This window comes from Nocardiopsis valliformis DSM 45023, assembly GCF_000340985.1.
GTDB classification, from domain to species: domain Bacteria; phylum Actinomycetota; class Actinomycetes; order Streptosporangiales; family Streptosporangiaceae; genus Nocardiopsis; species Nocardiopsis exhalans.
Genome location: NZ_ANAZ01000007.1, coordinates 34,987 through 52,161, shown reverse-complemented (window position 1 = coordinate 52,161; position 17,175 = coordinate 34,987). Strand labels below are relative to the sequence as shown.

At 68.2% G+C, this 17,175-nt stretch carries 12 protein-coding genes; 8 read left to right on the top strand and 4 right to left on the bottom strand.

The window, feature by feature from the left end:
• Positions 1–240: 240 nt before the first annotated feature.
• The 3 genes from D457_RS0107585 (at position 241) to D457_RS0107575 (ending at position 7,198) form a co-directional block, all read left to right on the top strand.
• Positions 241–1,602 carry an MFS transporter gene (locus D457_RS0107585; RefSeq protein ID WP_017580049.1) on the top strand — a complete coding sequence of 454 codons (1,362 nt, stop codon included), beginning with the start codon at positions 241–243 and terminating at the stop codon, positions 1,600–1,602.
• Positions 1,603–1,861: 259 nt separating this feature from the next.
• The gene (locus D457_RS0107580) at positions 1,862–5,134 is read left to right on the top strand and encodes an NACHT domain-containing protein (RefSeq protein ID WP_017580048.1); all 3,273 of its coding nucleotides are present in this window, start codon (positions 1,862–1,864) and stop codon (positions 5,132–5,134) included.
• A 291-nt stretch (positions 5,135–5,425) separates the two neighbouring features.
• On the top strand, positions 5,426–7,198 hold the full coding sequence (locus D457_RS0107575) for a sensor histidine kinase (RefSeq protein WP_017580047.1): 1,773 nt from the start codon (positions 5,426–5,428) through the stop codon (positions 7,196–7,198).
• A gap of 38 nt (positions 7,199–7,236) precedes the next feature.
• On the opposite strand, the gene D457_RS0107570 is transcribed toward D457_RS0107575, so the two are convergent.
• Both D457_RS0107570 and D457_RS0107565 read right to left on the bottom strand, forming a co-directional pair.
• On the bottom strand, positions 7,237–7,614 hold the full coding sequence (locus D457_RS0107570) for a DUF1304 domain-containing protein (RefSeq protein ID WP_017580046.1): 378 nt from the start codon (positions 7,612–7,614) through the stop codon (positions 7,237–7,239).
• 173 nt (positions 7,615–7,787) lie between these two features.
• The gene (locus D457_RS0107565; protein WP_017580045.1) at positions 7,788–8,444 is read right to left on the bottom strand and encodes a response regulator; all 657 of its coding nucleotides are present in this window, start codon (positions 8,442–8,444) and stop codon (positions 7,788–7,790) included.
• Between the two features lie 361 nt (positions 8,445–8,805).
• Here D457_RS0107565 and D457_RS0107560 point away from each other — a divergent pair, with 361 nt between their 5' ends.
• From D457_RS0107560 to D457_RS0107550, 3 genes are all read left to right on the top strand, one after another.
• Complete coding sequence (locus D457_RS0107560) at positions 8,806–9,375, top strand: pyridoxamine 5'-phosphate oxidase family protein (RefSeq protein ID WP_026116436.1); 570 nt, start codon at positions 8,806–8,808, stop codon at positions 9,373–9,375.
• Between the two features lie 297 nt (positions 9,376–9,672).
• Entirely contained in the window at positions 9,673–11,925 is a 2,253-nt protein-coding gene (locus tag D457_RS0107555) for a DUF6351 family protein (protein WP_193374455.1), read from the top strand.
• A gap of 212 nt (positions 11,926–12,137) precedes the next feature.
• Entirely contained in the window at positions 12,138–13,418 is a 1,281-nt protein-coding gene (locus tag D457_RS0107550; RefSeq protein WP_017580042.1) for an MFS transporter, read from the top strand.
• A gap of 212 nt (positions 13,419–13,630) precedes the next feature.
• On the opposite strand, the gene D457_RS0107545 is transcribed toward D457_RS0107550, so the two are convergent.
• Positions 13,631–14,197: a helix-turn-helix domain-containing protein gene (locus tag D457_RS0107545; protein ID WP_017580041.1), complete on the bottom strand. Its 567-nt coding sequence runs from the start codon at positions 14,195–14,197 to the stop codon at positions 13,631–13,633.
• Positions 14,198–14,287: 90 nt separating this feature from the next.
• Here D457_RS0107545 and D457_RS0107540 point away from each other — a divergent pair, with 90 nt between their 5' ends.
• The gene (locus tag D457_RS0107540; RefSeq protein WP_017580040.1) at positions 14,288–15,148 is read left to right on the top strand and encodes a phosphotransferase enzyme family protein; all 861 of its coding nucleotides are present in this window, start codon (positions 14,288–14,290) and stop codon (positions 15,146–15,148) included.
• On the opposite strand, the gene D457_RS0107535 is transcribed toward D457_RS0107540, so the two are convergent.
• The gene (locus D457_RS0107535) at positions 15,106–15,807 is read right to left on the bottom strand and encodes a class I SAM-dependent DNA methyltransferase (protein WP_026116434.1); all 702 of its coding nucleotides are present in this window, start codon (positions 15,805–15,807) and stop codon (positions 15,106–15,108) included. The genes D457_RS0107540 and D457_RS0107535 overlap by 43 nt on opposite strands.
• A gap of 468 nt (positions 15,808–16,275) precedes the next feature.
• Here D457_RS0107535 and erm point away from each other — a divergent pair, with 468 nt between their 5' ends.
• Positions 16,276–17,127 carry an ErmE/ErmH/ErmO/ErmR family 23S rRNA (adenine(2058)-N(6))-methyltransferase gene (gene erm, locus D457_RS0107530; protein WP_017580038.1) on the top strand — a complete coding sequence of 284 codons (852 nt, stop codon included), beginning with the start codon at positions 16,276–16,278 and terminating at the stop codon, positions 17,125–17,127.
• Positions 17,128–17,175: the final 48 nt, after the last annotated feature.

The window sequence follows — 17,175 nt, the reverse complement described above, 5'->3', positions numbered from 1 at the left end:
CGAGCGGTGTTGATCCACATGACGAGACGGGCGCCCGGGAACGTGACACGACGACCCCATGGCAGGGATCACAAATAAGCACAAAACACCGATGCGGCCGGGGTTTCCGTTTTCCACCCCCGCATCACGTAACTACCACAATCACACCATAAGTCCATATCCTGAGACAGAAGTTCCACATAGTGTCCGCGGGAGCTAGCATCCATCCATCAACCCGCACTGACCTGGAAAGAACTTCCAATGACGGACGTCGCCGAAGACACTCCGGCACCGAAACGGCCACAAGCCGAGACGGCCGAGCCACCGACCAACCCGAAGCGGAAGGTCCTCACGGCGAGCCTCGTGGGCACGTCCATCGAGTTCTACGACTTTTACATCTACGCGACCGCCGCGGTCCTGGTCTTCCCCTACCTGTTCTTCCCCGAGGGCGACATGACGGCGGCTCGCCTGCAGTCGCTGGCGACCTTCGCCATCGCCTTCGTGGCCCGTCCGATCGGCTCCTGGGTGTTCGGCCACTTCGGCGACCGGATCGGCCGCAAGGCGACCCTGGTGGCGTCCCTGCTGACCATGGGGATCGCCACCATCGCGATCGGCCTGCTGCCCACCTACGCACAGATCGGCGTGGCCGCCCCGCTGCTGCTGGCGCTGTGCCGGTTCGGCCAGGGCCTGGGCCTGGGCGGCGAGTGGGGCGGCGCGGCACTGCTGGCCACCGAGAACGCCCCCGCGGGCAAACGCGGCTTCTACGGCACGTTCCCGCAGCTGGGCGCACCGATCGGCTTCTTCCTCGCCAACGGCGTCTTCCTGCTCCTGAGCCAGGCGATGAGCGACGAGGCCTTCCTGGCCTACGGCTGGCGCATCCCGTTCCTGCTCTCGGCCGTGCTGATCATCGTCGGCCTGTGGGTCCGGCTGACCCTGCACGAGACCCCGGCCTTCGCCAAGGTCATCGCCTCCGGCGAGCGTGTCAAGACCCCCATCGTCGAGGTCTTCCGCCACAACTGGCCCGCCGTGGTCATCGGCACCCTCATCATGCTGGCCACGTACGTGCTCTTCTACCTGATGACGGTGTTCTCCCTGGGCTTCGGCACCGACCCCGAGACCGGCCTGGGCTACGCGCGCACCGACTTCCTGGTCTTCCTACTCATCGGTGTGGTGTTCTTCGGAATCCTCACCCCGATCTCCGGGCTGCTCGCCGACAGATTCGGCCGCAAGCCCGTCCTGATCACGGTCACCAGCGCGATCATCGTGTTCGGCTTCGCCATGGGCCCGCTCCTGGGCAGCGGCAGCACCGTCGGGGTGATGGCCTTCCTCATCATCGGCCTGTCCCTGATGGGCCTGACCTTCGGCCCGATGGCCGCGGTCCTGCCGGAGCTGTTCCCGACCAGGGTGCGCTACACCGGTGCATCGGCCGCCTACAACCTGGCCAGCCTGCTGGGCGCCTCGTTCGCGCCCTACATCGCGACCTGGCTCGCGGCCACCTTCGGCCTGGCCTGGGTCGGCGGCTACCTGATCCTGGTCGCCACGATCACCCTGGGCGCGCTGATCGTCAGCAGGGAGACCAGCAACGACGACCTGGACACCATCTCCGCCAAGGTGACCAAGTGACCGGTTGACCGTCGTCGATCGACGGTCGACCTTCTGGGAGCCCCCGCAACCCCCGAACCCCCAATCCCCCGAGGACGGGCCGGGACGGCACACGCCGCCCCGGCCCGTCCGCCTTTTCGTCCTCTCTTCCCGACCTCCTTGACTTGGCATATGTCAGAAACTGAGGCCGGCTCAGGCTGTGGACAACGCCCGAAACGGCCTTCGCCGTCCTAGGGTTGGAAATGGCCCCCTGTTTCTCTTACCTCCCGGAGTACCCCTCGTGTACGAAGCCGCGCTCAAACTGGGCGTCGCGGTCGTCAAGGCCGCCTGTGGGATCTGGATCGGCAACCCCATCGCGGAGAACGCCGCCACCACCGTCGTGGACCTGGTCCAGGAGAAGGTCACCGGCAGACGCGACCAGCGCAGGCTGGAACGTAAGTTCGCCGAAATCGAGGAGAGCATCGCCGAGAGGGTGCTCGGCTACCTCGAACACGAGTTCCACGGGCTGGCGGACAACGAGCGCGAAGCGGCGGTGCTGGCCGTCGCGGACACCTTCGAACGGGCCGGACTGACCGACCGCATCCTCTTCGAACAGGACCTGGACCCGCTCTACCTGGAGCGCTACGTCCGCGGCAAGACGCCCAGAGCCACCCGCGACCTCAGCGGCGTGGCGGTGGCCCTGTACGACCGGGTGCTTCCGGAGTCCTGCGCCTACGTGATGGCGACTCTGAAAACCCTCCCCCGCTTCCAAGCAGGCGCCTTCACCGAGCTGTTGCGTAGGGAAACCCTCATCCTGGGCAAGCTCGACGAGCTCCTGGACCGCATCCCGAAGGAGGTGGGCCGGAAGGAGGACACCGAGGCGGCGTTCGAGACGGCCTATCGGAGAAAGGCGGCGGAGCGCTGGGACGTCCTGGAGTTGTTCGGAACGGACGCAAGCACCCGGAGTTACCCGCTGACATTGGCTTACCTGAGCCTGAGAGTGTCTCCGACATCGGAGATGAAAGTGCATGAGCGTGCGCCTCTGGAAGATCTGTTGGCTGCCCTTTTCACCACCGGTGACCTGAGGGTTGAGCACGCACTGGCCTCACACCGACGCACCTTTCTACGTGGTCCGGCCGGAACGGGAAAGACCACGCTGTTGCGCTGGGTGGGTGTTCGGGCCAGTCGAGGCGACTTCCCGGAGGCAATGTCCTCCTGGAACGGCCTTATCCCCTTCATGGTTCCTCTGCGTCAGTACGTGGGCGAAAAACTCCCCGAACCCGCTGACTTTGTCCAGCATACCGGCCGCCACCTGGCCAACCAAGCGCCCGAGGGCTGGGTGACCGGTGTCCTTGCGACGGGCAGAGGTATCATCCTGGTCGACGGAGTGGACGAACTCCCGCACAACCAACGTGAGACGGCCCGTTGTTGGCTACGGGACCTGATAGCCGACTTCCCCGGCTGTCGATACGTGGTCACCACCAGACCAGGTGCCGCTAAGGAATCGTGGTTGGAGGCGGACGGATTCGTCAGTGCCGAACTCCAACCACTCACCGACGACGACGTTCGCTCTTTCATTCACCACTGGCACCAAGCGGTGCGCAGCGAGGTAACCGATAAGGCTGAACGTGAGCTCCTCACCACCTATGAACAGGAACTCACCCGCAAGGTGATGAGTCAGAGACACTTGCGCGCGATCGCGTCGACCCCGCTCTTGTGCGCGTTGTTGTGCGCCCTGTACCGAGACCGGCATACCTCACTGCCCCGGGACCGGATGGAGGTGTACGAGGCTGCCCTGGCGATGCTGCTCAAAGACCGCGACCAGCAGCGCGGGATCGAGGGATTGGAGCTGTCCCGCAAGGAACTGGTGTTGCTGCTCCAAGAGCTAGCCCAGTGGCTCATCATCAACGGTAGCTCGGACGCCCCGATCAGAACTGCGCAACGCCAGGTCGCCAGAGTGCTGGCTGGTATGCACCGAGTGAAGGAGGCCCCAGAGGAAGTCTTCACCCATCTGATCATCCGCAGCGGGCTACTCCAGTGCCCCACAGTTGACCGGGTGAGTTTCCTGCACCGCACCTTCGAGGAGTACCTCGCTGCGAAGGCGATCGTGGAAGAAGACAGCTTCCCGCTGCTGATCAACAAGGCTCACGACGATCAATGGCACGAGGTGGTGGTCATGGCCGCCGGTCACGCCACCCCCACACAGCGGGAAGAGCTGATCAGCGGACTGTTGGAACGGGCCGACCAGGTCAGGAAGCACCATGATCGTTTGCTACTGGTGGCCTTCGCCTGTTTGGAGACCTCACCGCAGCTGACCCAGCGCCTCCGGGAAGAGGTGGAGGAGCGAGTTCGCAGCATCCTTCCGCCGAGAACGAAGGAGCACGTTCACGCCCTCAGCCTGATCGGTGAGTCCGCGCTGCCGTTGCTGGCCAAGGCCCCGCCGCGGAACGCCCGCCAGGCCGTAAAAACCATCGAGGCGGCCTCACTGATCGGAGGCCCGGGGTCGGTCTCGCTGATCGGGGACGCGATGCGCTTCCGAACCGAACATGTTCGCCGCGCGGCCCAGCGATCCTGGTGGAGCGATATGGGCGAAGATCTGGCCGCAACGTTCCTCCCCCAGATGGAGCCCCACCAGAATGATTACTACCTTCCGGTGCCCGCCGAACGGATCGATTTCCTCACCTCATATCTGCCAGCCACGCCCCGAGCCTGTATTCAGGGACGAGATGGAGACACCCTTCGGGGTATCGAAAAGCTCCGGCAAGTAACGCGGGTCGACGTCCGCCCTTTCGACAGGGAGTCATGGCACGGTATCGATCTCTCACCTTTGAGTGATCTCCCCCGCCTCGAAGTACTACTCCTACAGGGAGAAGCTTCAGCAGCTTCGATGGGTCCGCTTGCCCGAAGCCGTTTGAAGAAATTGTATTTAAGCCACCTGAATACTCTGCCCGATCCGGAAATTTTGCACGAGTTCAAATATCTGGAAAAGTTGGACATGATCAGAGGATTGCCTCGCATTCCCCTGGACGAGCTGCTCCCGCCTGGAGTCCGGGACCTGGCCTACACACAAGTACCTCTGAAAAATCTCTCATCCTTGACTAAGGTGCCGGGCAGACTGCACTCAATCCGCCTCTTCAACACTCTTCCCCTAAACCAGATCGATGGCCTGGAGAGTCAAACTGCAAGCCTGACCAAATTCATCCACCGATCTAATTCGGAGACCCATTCTTTGGAACTCGGAGTATTGGTCGATCTGGAACACCTTTCACAGCTACGGCTGAGATTGCGGACCGCAACGGATAATGCCCGCGTGCTCACACGTCTTCAGCACCTTCGCAACCTTCACCTTGAGTCACTGGAACCAGGCCTGACCGTTTCCGTCCCCGCATGGGTCCGGGACATTCCCACGCTGTCCACTCTCAACGTCCAAGCTCTGGGCCCGGTGGACCTGACGCCCATCGCTGGAGCCCTCGACCTGAGTGTGCGAGTCCTCAGGCGAACTGAATTGATCGGTGCTGAGCTCTTGGGAGAGGGGTCAACGGTCCAGAGACGACTGGACCAGGTCCTGTGGTGATCAGGGCTCGGGACAGGGTCCCGGGCAGTGCGGGATGCTCCCTTCATCCTCAGGAAAGGCTGACGGGGGCGTGCCTGCGGGCCGGGGCCTTCTGTCTGTTCTTCGGGGGCAAAGGACCCTGGCGAAAGGGGACCTTGGCCTCTTGCCGGATGTGGCGGCACAGATGGGAGAACCGACTGGTCAGGGAGGTCGAATCGGGGCACTTCGGAGATGCGGAGGCGACCGCGGGGCCGGGGAACACGGGCCTAGACTCGGTGGCAGCCCTTGAACAACAGCCGGAAAGAGTCGCCCATGCGTGAGACAGACGGCGATCCGAACGACCACCTCGGGCAGGACCGTCTGTCGCTGCCGCAGGTGCGCCTGGACGACCTGCTCGACGAGGTCCGGTCCCGGATGTCCGAGATCTCCCGAACCCAGGAGCGCATCCACTCGCTGCTGGAGGCCGTCGTCTCCATCGGGGAGGGGCTGGAACTCGAACCCCTGCTGATGCGGATCACCGAGACCGCCACCAGTCTGGTCAAGGCCAGGTACGGGGCGCTCGGGGTGATCGGGTCCGACGGGAACATGAGCCGGTTCATCCCCGTGGGCCTGGAACCGCACGAGATCGCGTGCATCGACCACTGGCCCAAGGGCGAAGGCATTCTCGGGCTGCTCATCAAGGAACCCGCACCCCTGCGGTTGCGGGACGTGCGCGACCACCCCGAGTCGCGCGGGTTCCCCGCCGGGCACCCACCCATGCACACCTTTCTGGGAGTGCCGATCCGGATCCGTGACCAGGTCTTCGGCAACCTGTACATGACCGACAAGACCGATGGCGCGGAGTTCACCGGGGACGACGAACTCCTGCTGCGGGCCCTGGCCACCGCGGCGGGTACCGCGATCGAGAACGCGCAGCTCTTCGCGCAGACCCAGAGCCGGGAGACCTGGCTGGACGCCTCCGGGCAGATCACCACCCGGCTGCTGTCCGGCGCGGCCCCCGAGGAGGTCCTGCGGCTGGTCGCGCGGCGGGCGCGGCTGATGGCGCACGCCGACATCGGCGTGATCGCCATGCCCGGCGAGGAGCCCGAGACGCTCACCGTGCGTGTGTGGGACGGCCCCGAGGACCAGTGCGAATCACTGGCCGCCGGGGCGCGGGGCGCCACCCTCACCCGGGAGGCCGACACCCTGCTCGGCCGGGTCTACCTGAGCGGGACCCCGGTGCGCACCGACGTCTCCGAGTTCGAGCACCTCGGCGTCGGCTTCCTAACCCGGATGGGGGTGGGCCCCGTGCTGGTACTGCCCTTCGGCCCGCCCGACGGCGCCCGGGGCGTCCTGGTGCTGGCCCGCGACCGGGACCGGGAGCCCTTCCAGAACAGCTGGCTGAGCATGCTGTCGTCGTTCGCCAACCAGGCCGCGGTGGCCCTGGAACTGGCTGAGGCACGGCTGGACTCCGAGCGGCTGAGCGTGCTGGAGGACCGGGACCGGATCGCCCGGGACCTGCATGACACGGTCATCCAGCGCCTGTACGCGACGGCCATCACCCTGATGGGTACCGTGCGGCGGATCGACGACTCCACCTCGTCCCAGCGCGTGCAGGGGGCGGTGGACGACCTGGACGACACCATCCGGCAGATCCGGTCCACGATCTTCGCCTTGCAGAGTTCCGCGGAGGACGACTCGTCGTGGCTGCGTTCCCAGGTGCTGGAGGTGGTCAACACCGCCACGGAGACCCTGGGGTTCGCGCCGCGGCTGCTCACCCAGGGACCGGTGGACAACGCGGTGGACGAGCGGACCGGCGAGCATCTGGTCCCGGTGCTACGCGAACTGTTGTCCAACACGGCCCGCCACTCGGAGGCCACCTCGGTGGACGTGGAGCTGTCGGTCGGTGACGGCCAGGTGGTCCTGCGGGTGTCCGACAACGGTCGCGGCATCCAGGAGGGGGTGAACCGCAGCGGCCTGCGCAACACCGCCTCGCGCGCCGAGGAGCTGGGCGGGGCGATGTCGGTGGTCTCCGGGCCCGGCGAGGGCACCGTGGTGGAGTGGTCGGCACCGATCCGGCACTCCACCGAAGACGAGCCCGCTTAGACGCGTGGGCCCTCATCCCTGCGCGGCAACGAAGGGCTTCAGAGCGTGAGCAGAGTGGAGACGACAGCGAGGGCGGGGATGACCCCCTGAGCCATCGCGGCACGCATCTTGCGGCTGTCCCGGGTGACCAGGACGAGGGCAGCGGCGGCCATGGATCCCGTGCCTGCCAGGATCAGGGCGATCCCGGCGGCGGGGATCGTCGGCCACAGGACCAGGCCGACCACGGTGACGATCGCCAGAAACAGGTTGTAGAAACCCTGGTTGTAGGCGAGTTCGCGAGTTGTCTCAGCTGCTTGCGCGGACATCCCGAAGGTTCTGCGCGTGCTCGGCGCGGTCCAGCGGAACGACTCCAGGAAGAAGATGTACACGTGGACCAGCGCGGCGACCGCGGCCAGGACGACGGCGACCAGGTTCATCGGGCTACCTCGGTTCGCGGCGGAGAAAGGTTGCGCTCACTCTGCCCTATCCAGCCCGGCTACTCAAACATGACACGTGCCGAAGCACTGTCGTGGCCATGTCACACCAGTGAACCCGCACACGGGCCAGCCGGGGTGTTCCCCGAAACGCCCCCAGCCGTGGCGCGTACAGGTCAGGCGCTCTCGTTCATGGACAGGCGCACGGCGTAGGCGGCCGCCTGAGTACGGCGGGCCATGCCGAGTTTGGCCAGGACGCGGGAGACGTAGTTCTTCACGGTCTTCTCCGCCAGGTACATCCTGGCGCCGATCTCCCGGTTGGTCAGGCCCTCGCCGATGAGCTCCAGGACGCGCTTCTCCTGATCGGTGAGCTCGCTCAGCGGGTCCTTGCGCCCGGCCTCGTCGCGCAGGCGTTTGAGCATGCGTGTGGTGGACTCGGGGTCGAGCAGGGAGCGCCCCTGGGCGACCGTGCGAACGGCACCGACCAGGTCGGTTCCGTGGATCTGCTTGAGGATGTAGCCGGAGGCCCCCGCCATGACGGCGCCGTAGAGCGCTTCGTCGTCGGAGTAGGACGTGAGCATGAGCATCCGGGTGTTCGGGAGCATCGAGCGGATGTCCCGGCAGACCGTGACACCGTCCCCGTCGGGGAGCCGCACGTCGAGCACGACCACGTCGGGTTCGAGTGCGCAGACCCTGGCCAGGGCCTGCGCAGCGGTTCCGGCTTCGCCGACCACCTCGATGCCGTCCTCGTCGTCCAGGAGGGATCCGACCCCTCGTCGGACGATCTCGTGGTCGTCCACCAGGAACACCCTGATCGCTTTGTCGCCGCCCATCAGGTGCGCACCTCCTCAGCGCTGGATGTGGTGACCTGAGGCGGCCTGGCCGCCCTGGGTTGTGGGTAACCCGTCCCTGCCCATTGTGAGGCAACTGAGAACGGGCCGCGGCACGTCCCCGGGGTCGAGCCCCGCGGCCTCCGCTGCGCGCCTTGACGGTGCACCTCCAGCCTAGGCGTCGATGCTTGCCACCGTATGAGGCGAACGTCCCTTTCTGTTTGAGGCGAGTGTCCCGGCGGGTAATGCGCAAGGGAGGACCTTCGCCACCGGTTCAGGGACTCGTGGCTGCTGCCTTCGCGGCCGCGACCAGCGAGGATGGCGAGGGCAGGAACAGAAGGCACCAATCTTCGGGGGGCTTGTGATGGCTGGAACAAGCGGTGCCGATGCGTCGGCGCACGGACGGGACTGGGTCGTGGGGCCGACCTCGCCCCCGGAGCAGCGGCAGTCCGCCGAGGCGGCGGAGGGCGCCGAGCAGCTCGGCGAGGACGAACGGCTGCTGATCGGTACCGACCTGGCTGACAACGAGCGGGCGAGGTTCACCATTCTGGAGCGCCAGACCTGCTTCAACCTGATGTCCACACGGGACATCGGGCGGGTGGCGTTCACCATCGAGGGGGACGCCGCACCGACAGTGCTCCCGGTCAACTACACCCTGCTCAACGACACCGTCATCTTCCGGTCCACGCTGGCCGGAACCATCATGCGTTACGCGCGGGGATACGCGGCCTTCCAGGTCGACCACTTCGACGACGAGCGGCGGGAGGGGTGGAGCGTGCTGGCCTCCGGACGCTGCCGGTGGGTCCGTGACAGCGGAGAGCTGGAACGCATCCCCCAGGGCCGGCTGCCCCAGCCCTGGGTGGAGGGCCCGCGCGACCAGGTTCTGAAGATCACCCCGGCCAGGCTGACAGGGCGGGAGATCCACCGGTCCTGACCGGTTCCCGCCAGTTCCTGTCACAGGTCTGGCTGAGGTCCGGCGGCCACAGCGGCCAGCGCCGTGGACGGACGGCGCGGTGGACAGATGTGGTCACCGGGCCTTTGGTGTTTTTGTCCGCGATCGGGGTATCGGTGGCGGCATGGGAGCGCAAAGCCCGCCTCATCTCCGGTGTGTCCCCCACTCCTGCTCATGCCAGGCGGAGAACATCACCCCGTGCGACAGCGGTCACCAGCACCACCAAAGTCCCAAGCCCTTCACGAGGGCAGGTTCACCGGCGGTCCCGGGGGACGCCTGGTGAGGGCCGGATGGGACCGGATAGCCCTGGGGGTGGGGGCAGCGGTCACCGCCACCGCCTTCACCGTATCTGGCGCTCCACTGCTCCAGCAGGCCACGGCACTGACACTGCCCCCGTCCGCCGCTCCTATGCAGCCTCCAGAGGCCGAGTCCCCCGGCGAACTGGACCTGAGCGTGCTGTCCTCGGGTCCGGAGACCGTCATGGGCGGAACCGTCCTGGTCCGGGTGGCTCTTCCTGCCCCGATCGAGCCCCATCAGGTGCGACTGCAAGCAAACGGCACCGACGTCACCGAGTCCCTGCGCCCCGTCTACCTGCCCGGCGACGGCCACGTGCTGGAGGGTCTGGTCAAGGACCTGCCCGAGGGAAAGAGCACGTTGACGGCCTGGATCCCCGATACCGTCGCCGAAGCTGAGAGCCCCGGCTCACCCGCACCCGCCCGGGTCGTGGTCACCAACCACCCGAGCACCGGCCCGGTGTTCTCCGGCCCGCACCAGAAGCCGTTCATCTGTCAGACCGAGGACTTCCGACTCGCCAGGGAGGGCCGACTGGGTGCGCCGACCGACGAACACTGCTCGGTGGAGACCGTGGTGGGGTACGTGTACCGCACCACCGGCGGCGGTTTCGCCCCGCTACCCGAGGGCGGTCGCCTGCCCTCGGACGTGGCCACCACCGTCACTTCCACCGGCGAGGAGGTCCCGTACACGGTGCGGGTGGAGACCGGAACCGCCAACCGGGCCGTGTACGAGACGGCCGTCCTGCACGACACGCGCGAGCCCGGGCCCGACCCGTGGATCTCGCCCGAGGGCTGGAACCGGCGCCTGGTGTACAAGTTCGGCGGCGGCTGCCCGGGCGGCTGGTTCGTCCAGGGGAACCGGACCGCCGGAGTGCTGGACCACGGCATGCTCGCCCAGGGGTACGCGGTGGCCTCCGCCTCGCTGAACGTTTTCGGCACCAACTGCGACGACCTGCTGGCGGCCGAGACCATGAACGCGGTCAAGGAGCGGTTCGTCCTCTCCCACGGGGTCCCCGACCACACCCTGGGCTGGGGCGCCTCCGGCGGCGCCTACCAGTCACACCAGATCGCCGACAACTACCCGGGGCTGCTCGACGGGATCGTGGTCTCCCAGAGCTACCCGGACGTGGGGTTCTCGACCGTGCCCGCGGTCAGCGACGCCCTCCTGCTGCGCTCCTACGCCGAGACGCACCCGGGTGCCCTGTCCAGGGAGCAGCAGCGCGCGGTGTCCGGGTTCGGCACCTGGGAGGGCATCGGCGCGATGGCCGACGCAGCGGCCCGGATCGACCCGCAGGGGGTGTGCCCGGCCGCTCTGCCCGCCGAGCAGCGCTACCACCCCGAGGACAACCCCGACGGCGCCCGCTGCGACGTCTTCTCCCACGCACGCAACGTCTACGGCACGGACCCGGACACCGGCCTGCCCCGGCGCCCGCTGGACAACGTGGGAATCCAGTACGGACTGGCAGCGCTGCTGGACGGCACCCTGGACGTCGACGAGTTCCTGCACCTGAACGAGCACGTGGGCGGGTTCGACCAGGACGGCCGGGTCACCGCCGAACGCACCAGGGGCGACGCGGAGGCGATTGCGGCCGCCTACGACAGCGGACGGCTGCTGCACACCGGTGGCGGGCTCGCCGACATCCCGATCGTGGACCACCGCCCCTACCAGGACCACGCCGCGAACGGCGACATCCACATGCGCTACCACTCCTTCAGCACCCGCGACCGGCTGCTGGCCGCCAACGGCACCGCCGACAACCACGTGATGCTGGTGGAGGCGCACCGGGGCGGCGTGTTCTCCGCCGACCAGCCGGTGGCCGGACGCGCCCTGACCGAACTCGACGCCTGGGTGACCGCGGCCGCCGAGAGCTCCCGCGCCTACCCGGGCGGGGCCCCGATCGAGCATCTGCGCCAGGCCCGCCCGGAGTGGCTCGCGGACTCCTGCTGGATCGGGGACGAACGGGTGGTCACCCCGCAGCTGCCGCTGCCCGGCGGGCAAGGTGACCGCTGCGCGAACGCCTTCCCCACGTACGGGTCACCGAGGATCGCGGCGGGCGGTCCGATCGCCTCCGACATCGTCAAGTGCCGCCTGACCGACTTCGACGAGACCGCCTATCCGATGGTGTTCGACGAGGATCAGGCCGAGCGCGCCCGGGAGGTGTTCTCGGCGGGGGTGTGCGACTGGTCCGAGCCAGGCGAGGGCCAACGGCCCCCGAAGGGACCGTGGCAGTTCTTCTGAGGCACCGCGCCTTCTTCTGAAGCAGCCCCGCGGCCAGCCTCCGGGGACGAGCGGAACGTGAGGTTGTTCGTGGTGCCCCGCTGGCCCGGCGGCCCCGTCCCCGGGGTCCCATCACCCTCATCAGTCCCGCATGGCAGCTGACTCGGGAAGGCGAGCCGATCGACTTTCGCTGATCGATTGAATTTTCTCAATCCATCTGCCAATCTCAATTCATGGTCGACAACCAAGGATCCGCCCCTCACGACGACACCACGACCACCCACGGCCCTCTGGGTGGTGACTACTGGCGGCTGTGGACCTCCTCAGGACTCTCCAACCTCGCCGACGGCGTCCTGAAGGTGGCTCTGCCCCTGCTGGCGCTGCGTTTCACCGACTCCCCACTGCTGATCGGCGGGGTCGGCGTCGCCCTGAGCCTGCCCTGGCTCCTGTTCGCCCTGCCCGCCGGGGCCCTGGCCGACCGGTTGGACCGGCGTTGGGCGATGCTCGGCGCCAACACCGTGCGCGGCGCCCTGGTCCTCGCCCTGCTCCTCGGCGTGAGCCTCGACCTCGGATCGATCTGGCTGATCTACGCGGTCGCCTTCCTCCTGGGCACCACCGAGACCCTCTACGACACCACCGCGCAGTCGATCCTGCCCCAGCTCGTCCGCCGCGACCAGCTCTCCCGGGCCAACGGCCGCCTGTACGGGATGGAGATGGCCGCGAACGAATTCGTCGGCCCTCCCCTGGGCAGCGCCCTGGTCGCGGTCGGCCTGGCCCTGGCCCTGCTCACCCCCGGAGCACTGTGGCTCGCCGCCGTGGGCGCCCTGCTCCTGGTCCGCGGCCGATTCCGGATCAACCGCACCGGACCACCCACCAGCATGCGCGCCGACATCGCCGAAGGGGTGCGGTTCCTGTGGTCCCACCGCGTCCTACGCACCTTCGCCGTGCTGGCCGGGGTCTCCAACTTCGCACTGAGCGCGGTGTTCACCCTGCTCGTGGTGTACGCGGTGGGCCCGGGCTCCTCATTGGGCCTCACCGAGGCCGCCTTCGGCCTGCTGTTCTCCGTGTTCGCCGCGGGCAGCCTGATCGGAGCGTTCGCCGCCGAGTGGTGTGAGCGGGCACTGGGCCAGGCCCGCGTCCTGTGGCTGTCCGTCCTGCCGTTCGCCCTGCTGGCGCTGGCCCCGGGGCTGACCACCAACGTGTGGCTGGTGGGGTTGGGTTTCGTGGTCGGCGGGATCGGGATCATGGTGTGGAACGTGATCACCGTGTCCCTGCGCCAACGTATGGCCCCGGGCGCCCTGCTGGGCCGGGTGAACAGCGTCTACCGGCTGCTGGCCTGGGGCACCCGGCCGCTGGGCGCGGGCGTGGGCGGTCTGCTCGCGCAGATCATCGGCACGCAGACCATGTTCTTCGTCATGGGGCTGCTGATCCTCACCCTGGTGATCCCACTGCTGCGGATCGACGACACCGCCCTCGACGCCGCCGAGAGCTCCGGGGATCCCTCAACGCACTAGATGGAAGCCCTTTTTTAGGAACTCCTGCGCCCACGCCGAAGGACGTCGAGGATCGATGGGTGCGGGCGCGGGGCGACACCCCCACGGACCGAAACCCGACCGGTAGCCTGTCCGGTGCCTCCGAAACCCCCATATTCCCCGTGATCTTGCTACCAGAGGCTAGTTCGGCGCCGAACTAGCCTCTGGTAGCAAGATCATCCCGGGAGAGGGGACTAGGCGTCCGGGGAGCGGTACAGCAGGAACGCGCCGCCGTGGACGGGGCGGTCCAGGCGCTGGTCGTCGGTGGCCACGTACTCGTCGAGGACGGCGAGGATGCGCCGGTCCAGCTCGGCCACCTCCTCGTCGTTCAGGTGCAGGGCGAACCTGGCGTAGGTGCGCACCGCCTCCGGCCCGGCCTCGTCCAGTTCATCGGTCAGGGCGGTGATCGGGGACGTCCGTTCCTCCGGTGGCAGGTCCTGGAGCGGGCCGTCGAGCCACCAGGACTCGTCGGTGGCACGGTAGGGCTTCTCCAGGGCTCCGCTGGCCCCGGTGCGGACCGGTGCGGCCGTGAGCAGACCCGCGTTGACCAGTGTGCGCACGTGGTGGAGCACGGTTCCAGGATTGGTGTCGAGCCGGTCGGCGAGCTCGCGGTTGGTGAGCTCCCTGGTCAGGCACAGCCGCAGGATGCGCAGGCGCAGCGGGTGACCGAGAGCCTTGGCCTCGCGCGCGGTGGCCGGGCGGCGTTTGCGGGGGGCGGGAGCGGGTTCCCGCTCGGATTCCTGGTCGACCGGTTCTGCCATGGAACCAGGCTAACCGATCGACCAATCGATTGAGAGTCTTCGCCCAACAAACCGCTGGACGCGGCAGGGCCGGGCGGTGAGGATGGCCGCGTGACACACTCCGAGCATTCCCCCTACGCCCCCTTCCCTGCCCTCGAGGACGACACCCAAGACGTCGAGGTCCTGGAGGGCGGGAACGTCTCCGACCAGGTCCTGCGGATCGGCGCCACCGTGCGCAAACCCTGGCTTCGCTCCTCCCCCGCCGTGACCTCCCTGCTGCGCTACCTGCACATGCGCGGCTACTCCGGTTCTCCGATCACCTACGGCGAGCGGCCCCGGGGCTACCAGCGGCTGGCCTTCGTCCCCGGCACCCTGGCCGACCGGATGCCGCCCATGACCACCGACGAACTCCGCGAGCTGGGTGCGATGGTCCGTCAGCTGCACGACCTCACCGCCGACTACCGGCCCGCGGCCGACGCGCAGTGGGAATCGGTCTTCCCACCAGAGGAGCCCGAGGTGATCTGCCACAACGACCTGGCCCCCTGGAACCTGGTCCGCGACCCCGGGGGCGGGCCGGAATCCTGGTGCCTCATCGACTGGGACGGGGCCGGGCCGGGCAGCCGGATGGGCGACCTCGGCTACGCCGCGCACGGGTTCGTTCCACTCCATGAGGGTGGTGATCCCGAGGTCGACGGGCTGCGGCTGCGGGCACTGGCTGACGGCTACGGCTGTGACGCCGACCAGCGCCGGGCGCTTCCAGGGGCCGCCCTGCGGCGGGTGCGCGGCATGTTCGAGGTCCTGGAGGAGGGTGCGCGGACCGGCCAGCAGCCCTGGGCCCGCCTGCACGCCGAGGGGCACGCCGACCACTGGGGCGCGGCCGCCGCCTACATCACGCGCCACCAAGAGCATTGGGGCGAGATGTTGGTCGATCAGGCGGGTCGGACCCACACGAACGCGGCCGAGATCGGGTAGCCACGGAAGCGTTCCCACGTGGGTTTGGCCGCCACCCAGCCGTCGTCCACGACCGCCTCGTTCAGCTCCTCCAGCTGCCACCCGCTGGCCAGGGCGGCCCGTACGTGGTCGCCGATCAAATGCACGTGCGTGGTGATGGCGACCTCCTCACCCGACGCGTCGGTGAAGTGGGTGGGCATCCCCGAGGCCATGATGAACTGCGGGTGGTAGGCGACCAGTACACAGCGCCCGCCCGGTTTGGTCAGCCGCCAGGCCTCGGCGTAGAAGGGTGCGAGGTCGGGCAGGTGCTCGTCGATAAGCGAGGCGATGACCAGGTCGTAGGTGTTACCCGGCAGACCGGTGGCGCGGACGTCGCCCTGGGTGAGGGTGTCGTGGGCGCCCCGCTTCTCGGCCAGGGCGAGCATCCCGGCGCTCAGGTCCACCCCGTCGACGTGTTCCACCTCCCGACCGCGCAGCCAGGACCCGGTGCGGCCGGTGCCGCAGCCCAGGTCGGCGGCGCGGCGCGCCTGGGACCAGTCGGGGGCGGTGAGCCCGTCCAGGAGTGCGAGGTCCATGGCGTCGAGTACGGAGTCCTCGTAGGTGCTGGACCAGCCGTCGTAGCCGGTGGCCACGTCGACGGTCCGGTAGTGACGGGTGTCGAAGTCGGAGAAGTTCGGCATGGGGCCGAGTATCGCGCGGCCGATGGCGGGCACGCGACCGAATTTCCCGGGAACGCGGGGTGGTCGGGACAGCCGGAAAACCCGTTGCCCTGCCGTTGGCGGCTGTCCTAACGTTCTGCCCATGGCAGCTTTCGCGGCGATCTTCGAGTGCCAGCACGCCTGGTCCAGGATCGCTTACACGTACACCCGTCTCCGGTCCGCCCCGCTGGGCCGGTAACCGAACCCCTCCGAGCGCACCGCCGTTTCCGTGCCCCGTTTCCCGGGTGCGACGTCGGCGGTGCCAGGGGCTCTTGCCAGACGTGACTTCGTAGACGCGTACCGGTCCAGGTTCCGCCGACGTCCTCTTTCCCTTCGGACGGGCGACCAGGGGCCTCCCATGGCACACGCGCGCACCCTCACCGGGTGAGGCGCCCCTTCGTGCTGCCCGTCCGCGTCAGCCGCCCCTCGGGGTGACAGAACGGACCACGCATGGCACGCCGCACTCCCCGAAACCAGAGCTCCGCCTCCCGCAACGATCGCTCGGGCAACCGTTCAGACAACCGCAGCAACCACCGCAGCGGCAACCGGCGGCGCCTGTCGCAGAACTTCCTCAACGACCCAGGAACCGCCCGCTGGGTGGTGCGACTGGCCGGAGTGGCCCCCGAGGACCTCGTGGTGGAGGTCGGTCCCGGCGACGGCGCCATCACCCGGTTCCTCGCCCCAGCAGCCCGGAAGGTGGTCGCCCACGAACTCGACCCCCGGCTGGCCGCGCGGCTCGCCGACCGCTACCGGGACCCGGCCCTGGGCGTGCGGGTGGTGCACGGCGACTTCACCCGCGCGCGTCCTCCTCGTGAGCCGTTCGCGGTGGTCGGCAACATCCCCTACTCGCGGACCGCTGACATCGTCCGCTGGTGTCTGGAGGCCCCGGAACTCACCTCGGCCACCCTGGTCACCCAGCTGGAGTACGCGCGCAAGCGCACCGGCGTCTACGGCAGGTGGAGCAGGTTGACCGTGCTGACCTGGCCGTGGTGGTCCTGGCGGCTGGCCGGACGGATCAGCCGGGACCGCTTCCGGCCGGTGCCGCGCGTGGACGCCGGGGTCCTGGTACTGCGCAGGCGCACCGAACCCCTGGTGCCGCGGGCGCGCGGGGGCGAGTACCGGCGCATGGTGGAACTGGGTTTCGGCGGGGTGGGCGGATCGCTCTCGGCTTCGCTGTGCCGGGCGTACCCGGCCGCGCGGGTGGCGGCCGCTCTCCGAGAGGCGGGGATCGCACCGGACACACCGGTGGGGCTGGTGGCCCCGGACCAGTGGGTGGCGGTGTTCCGGTTTCTGGCCGGATGAGGCCCCGGAGGGAGTCACGAAAGCGGGGACACCTCACCTAGCTTGGGG

Coding starts and splice junctions, on each gene's coding strand:
- D457_RS0107585 (WP_017580049.1), top strand. CDS start 241: ATGACGGACGTCGCCGAAGACACTCCGGCACCGAAACGGCCACAAGCC.
- D457_RS0107575 (WP_017580047.1), top strand. CDS start 5,426: ATGCGTGAGACAGACGGCGATCCGAACGACCACCTCGGGCAGGACCGT.
- D457_RS0107570 (WP_017580046.1), bottom strand. CDS start 7,614: ATGAACCTGGTCGCCGTCGTCCTGGCCGCGGTCGCCGCGCTGGTCCAC.
- D457_RS0107565 (WP_017580045.1), bottom strand. CDS start 8,444: ATGGGCGGCGACAAAGCGATCAGGGTGTTCCTGGTGGACGACCACGAG.
- D457_RS0107560 (WP_026116436.1), top strand. CDS start 8,806: ATGGCTGGAACAAGCGGTGCCGATGCGTCGGCGCACGGACGGGACTGG.
- D457_RS0107550 (WP_017580042.1), top strand. CDS start 12,138: ATGGTCGACAACCAAGGATCCGCCCCTCACGACGACACCACGACCACC.
- D457_RS0107545 (WP_017580041.1), bottom strand. CDS start 14,197: ATGGCAGAACCGGTCGACCAGGAATCCGAGCGGGAACCCGCTCCCGCC.
- D457_RS0107535 (WP_026116434.1), bottom strand. CDS start 15,807: ATGCCGAACTTCTCCGACTTCGACACCCGTCACTACCGGACCGTCGAC.
- erm (WP_017580038.1), top strand. CDS start 16,276: ATGGCACGCCGCACTCCCCGAAACCAGAGCTCCGCCTCCCGCAACGAT.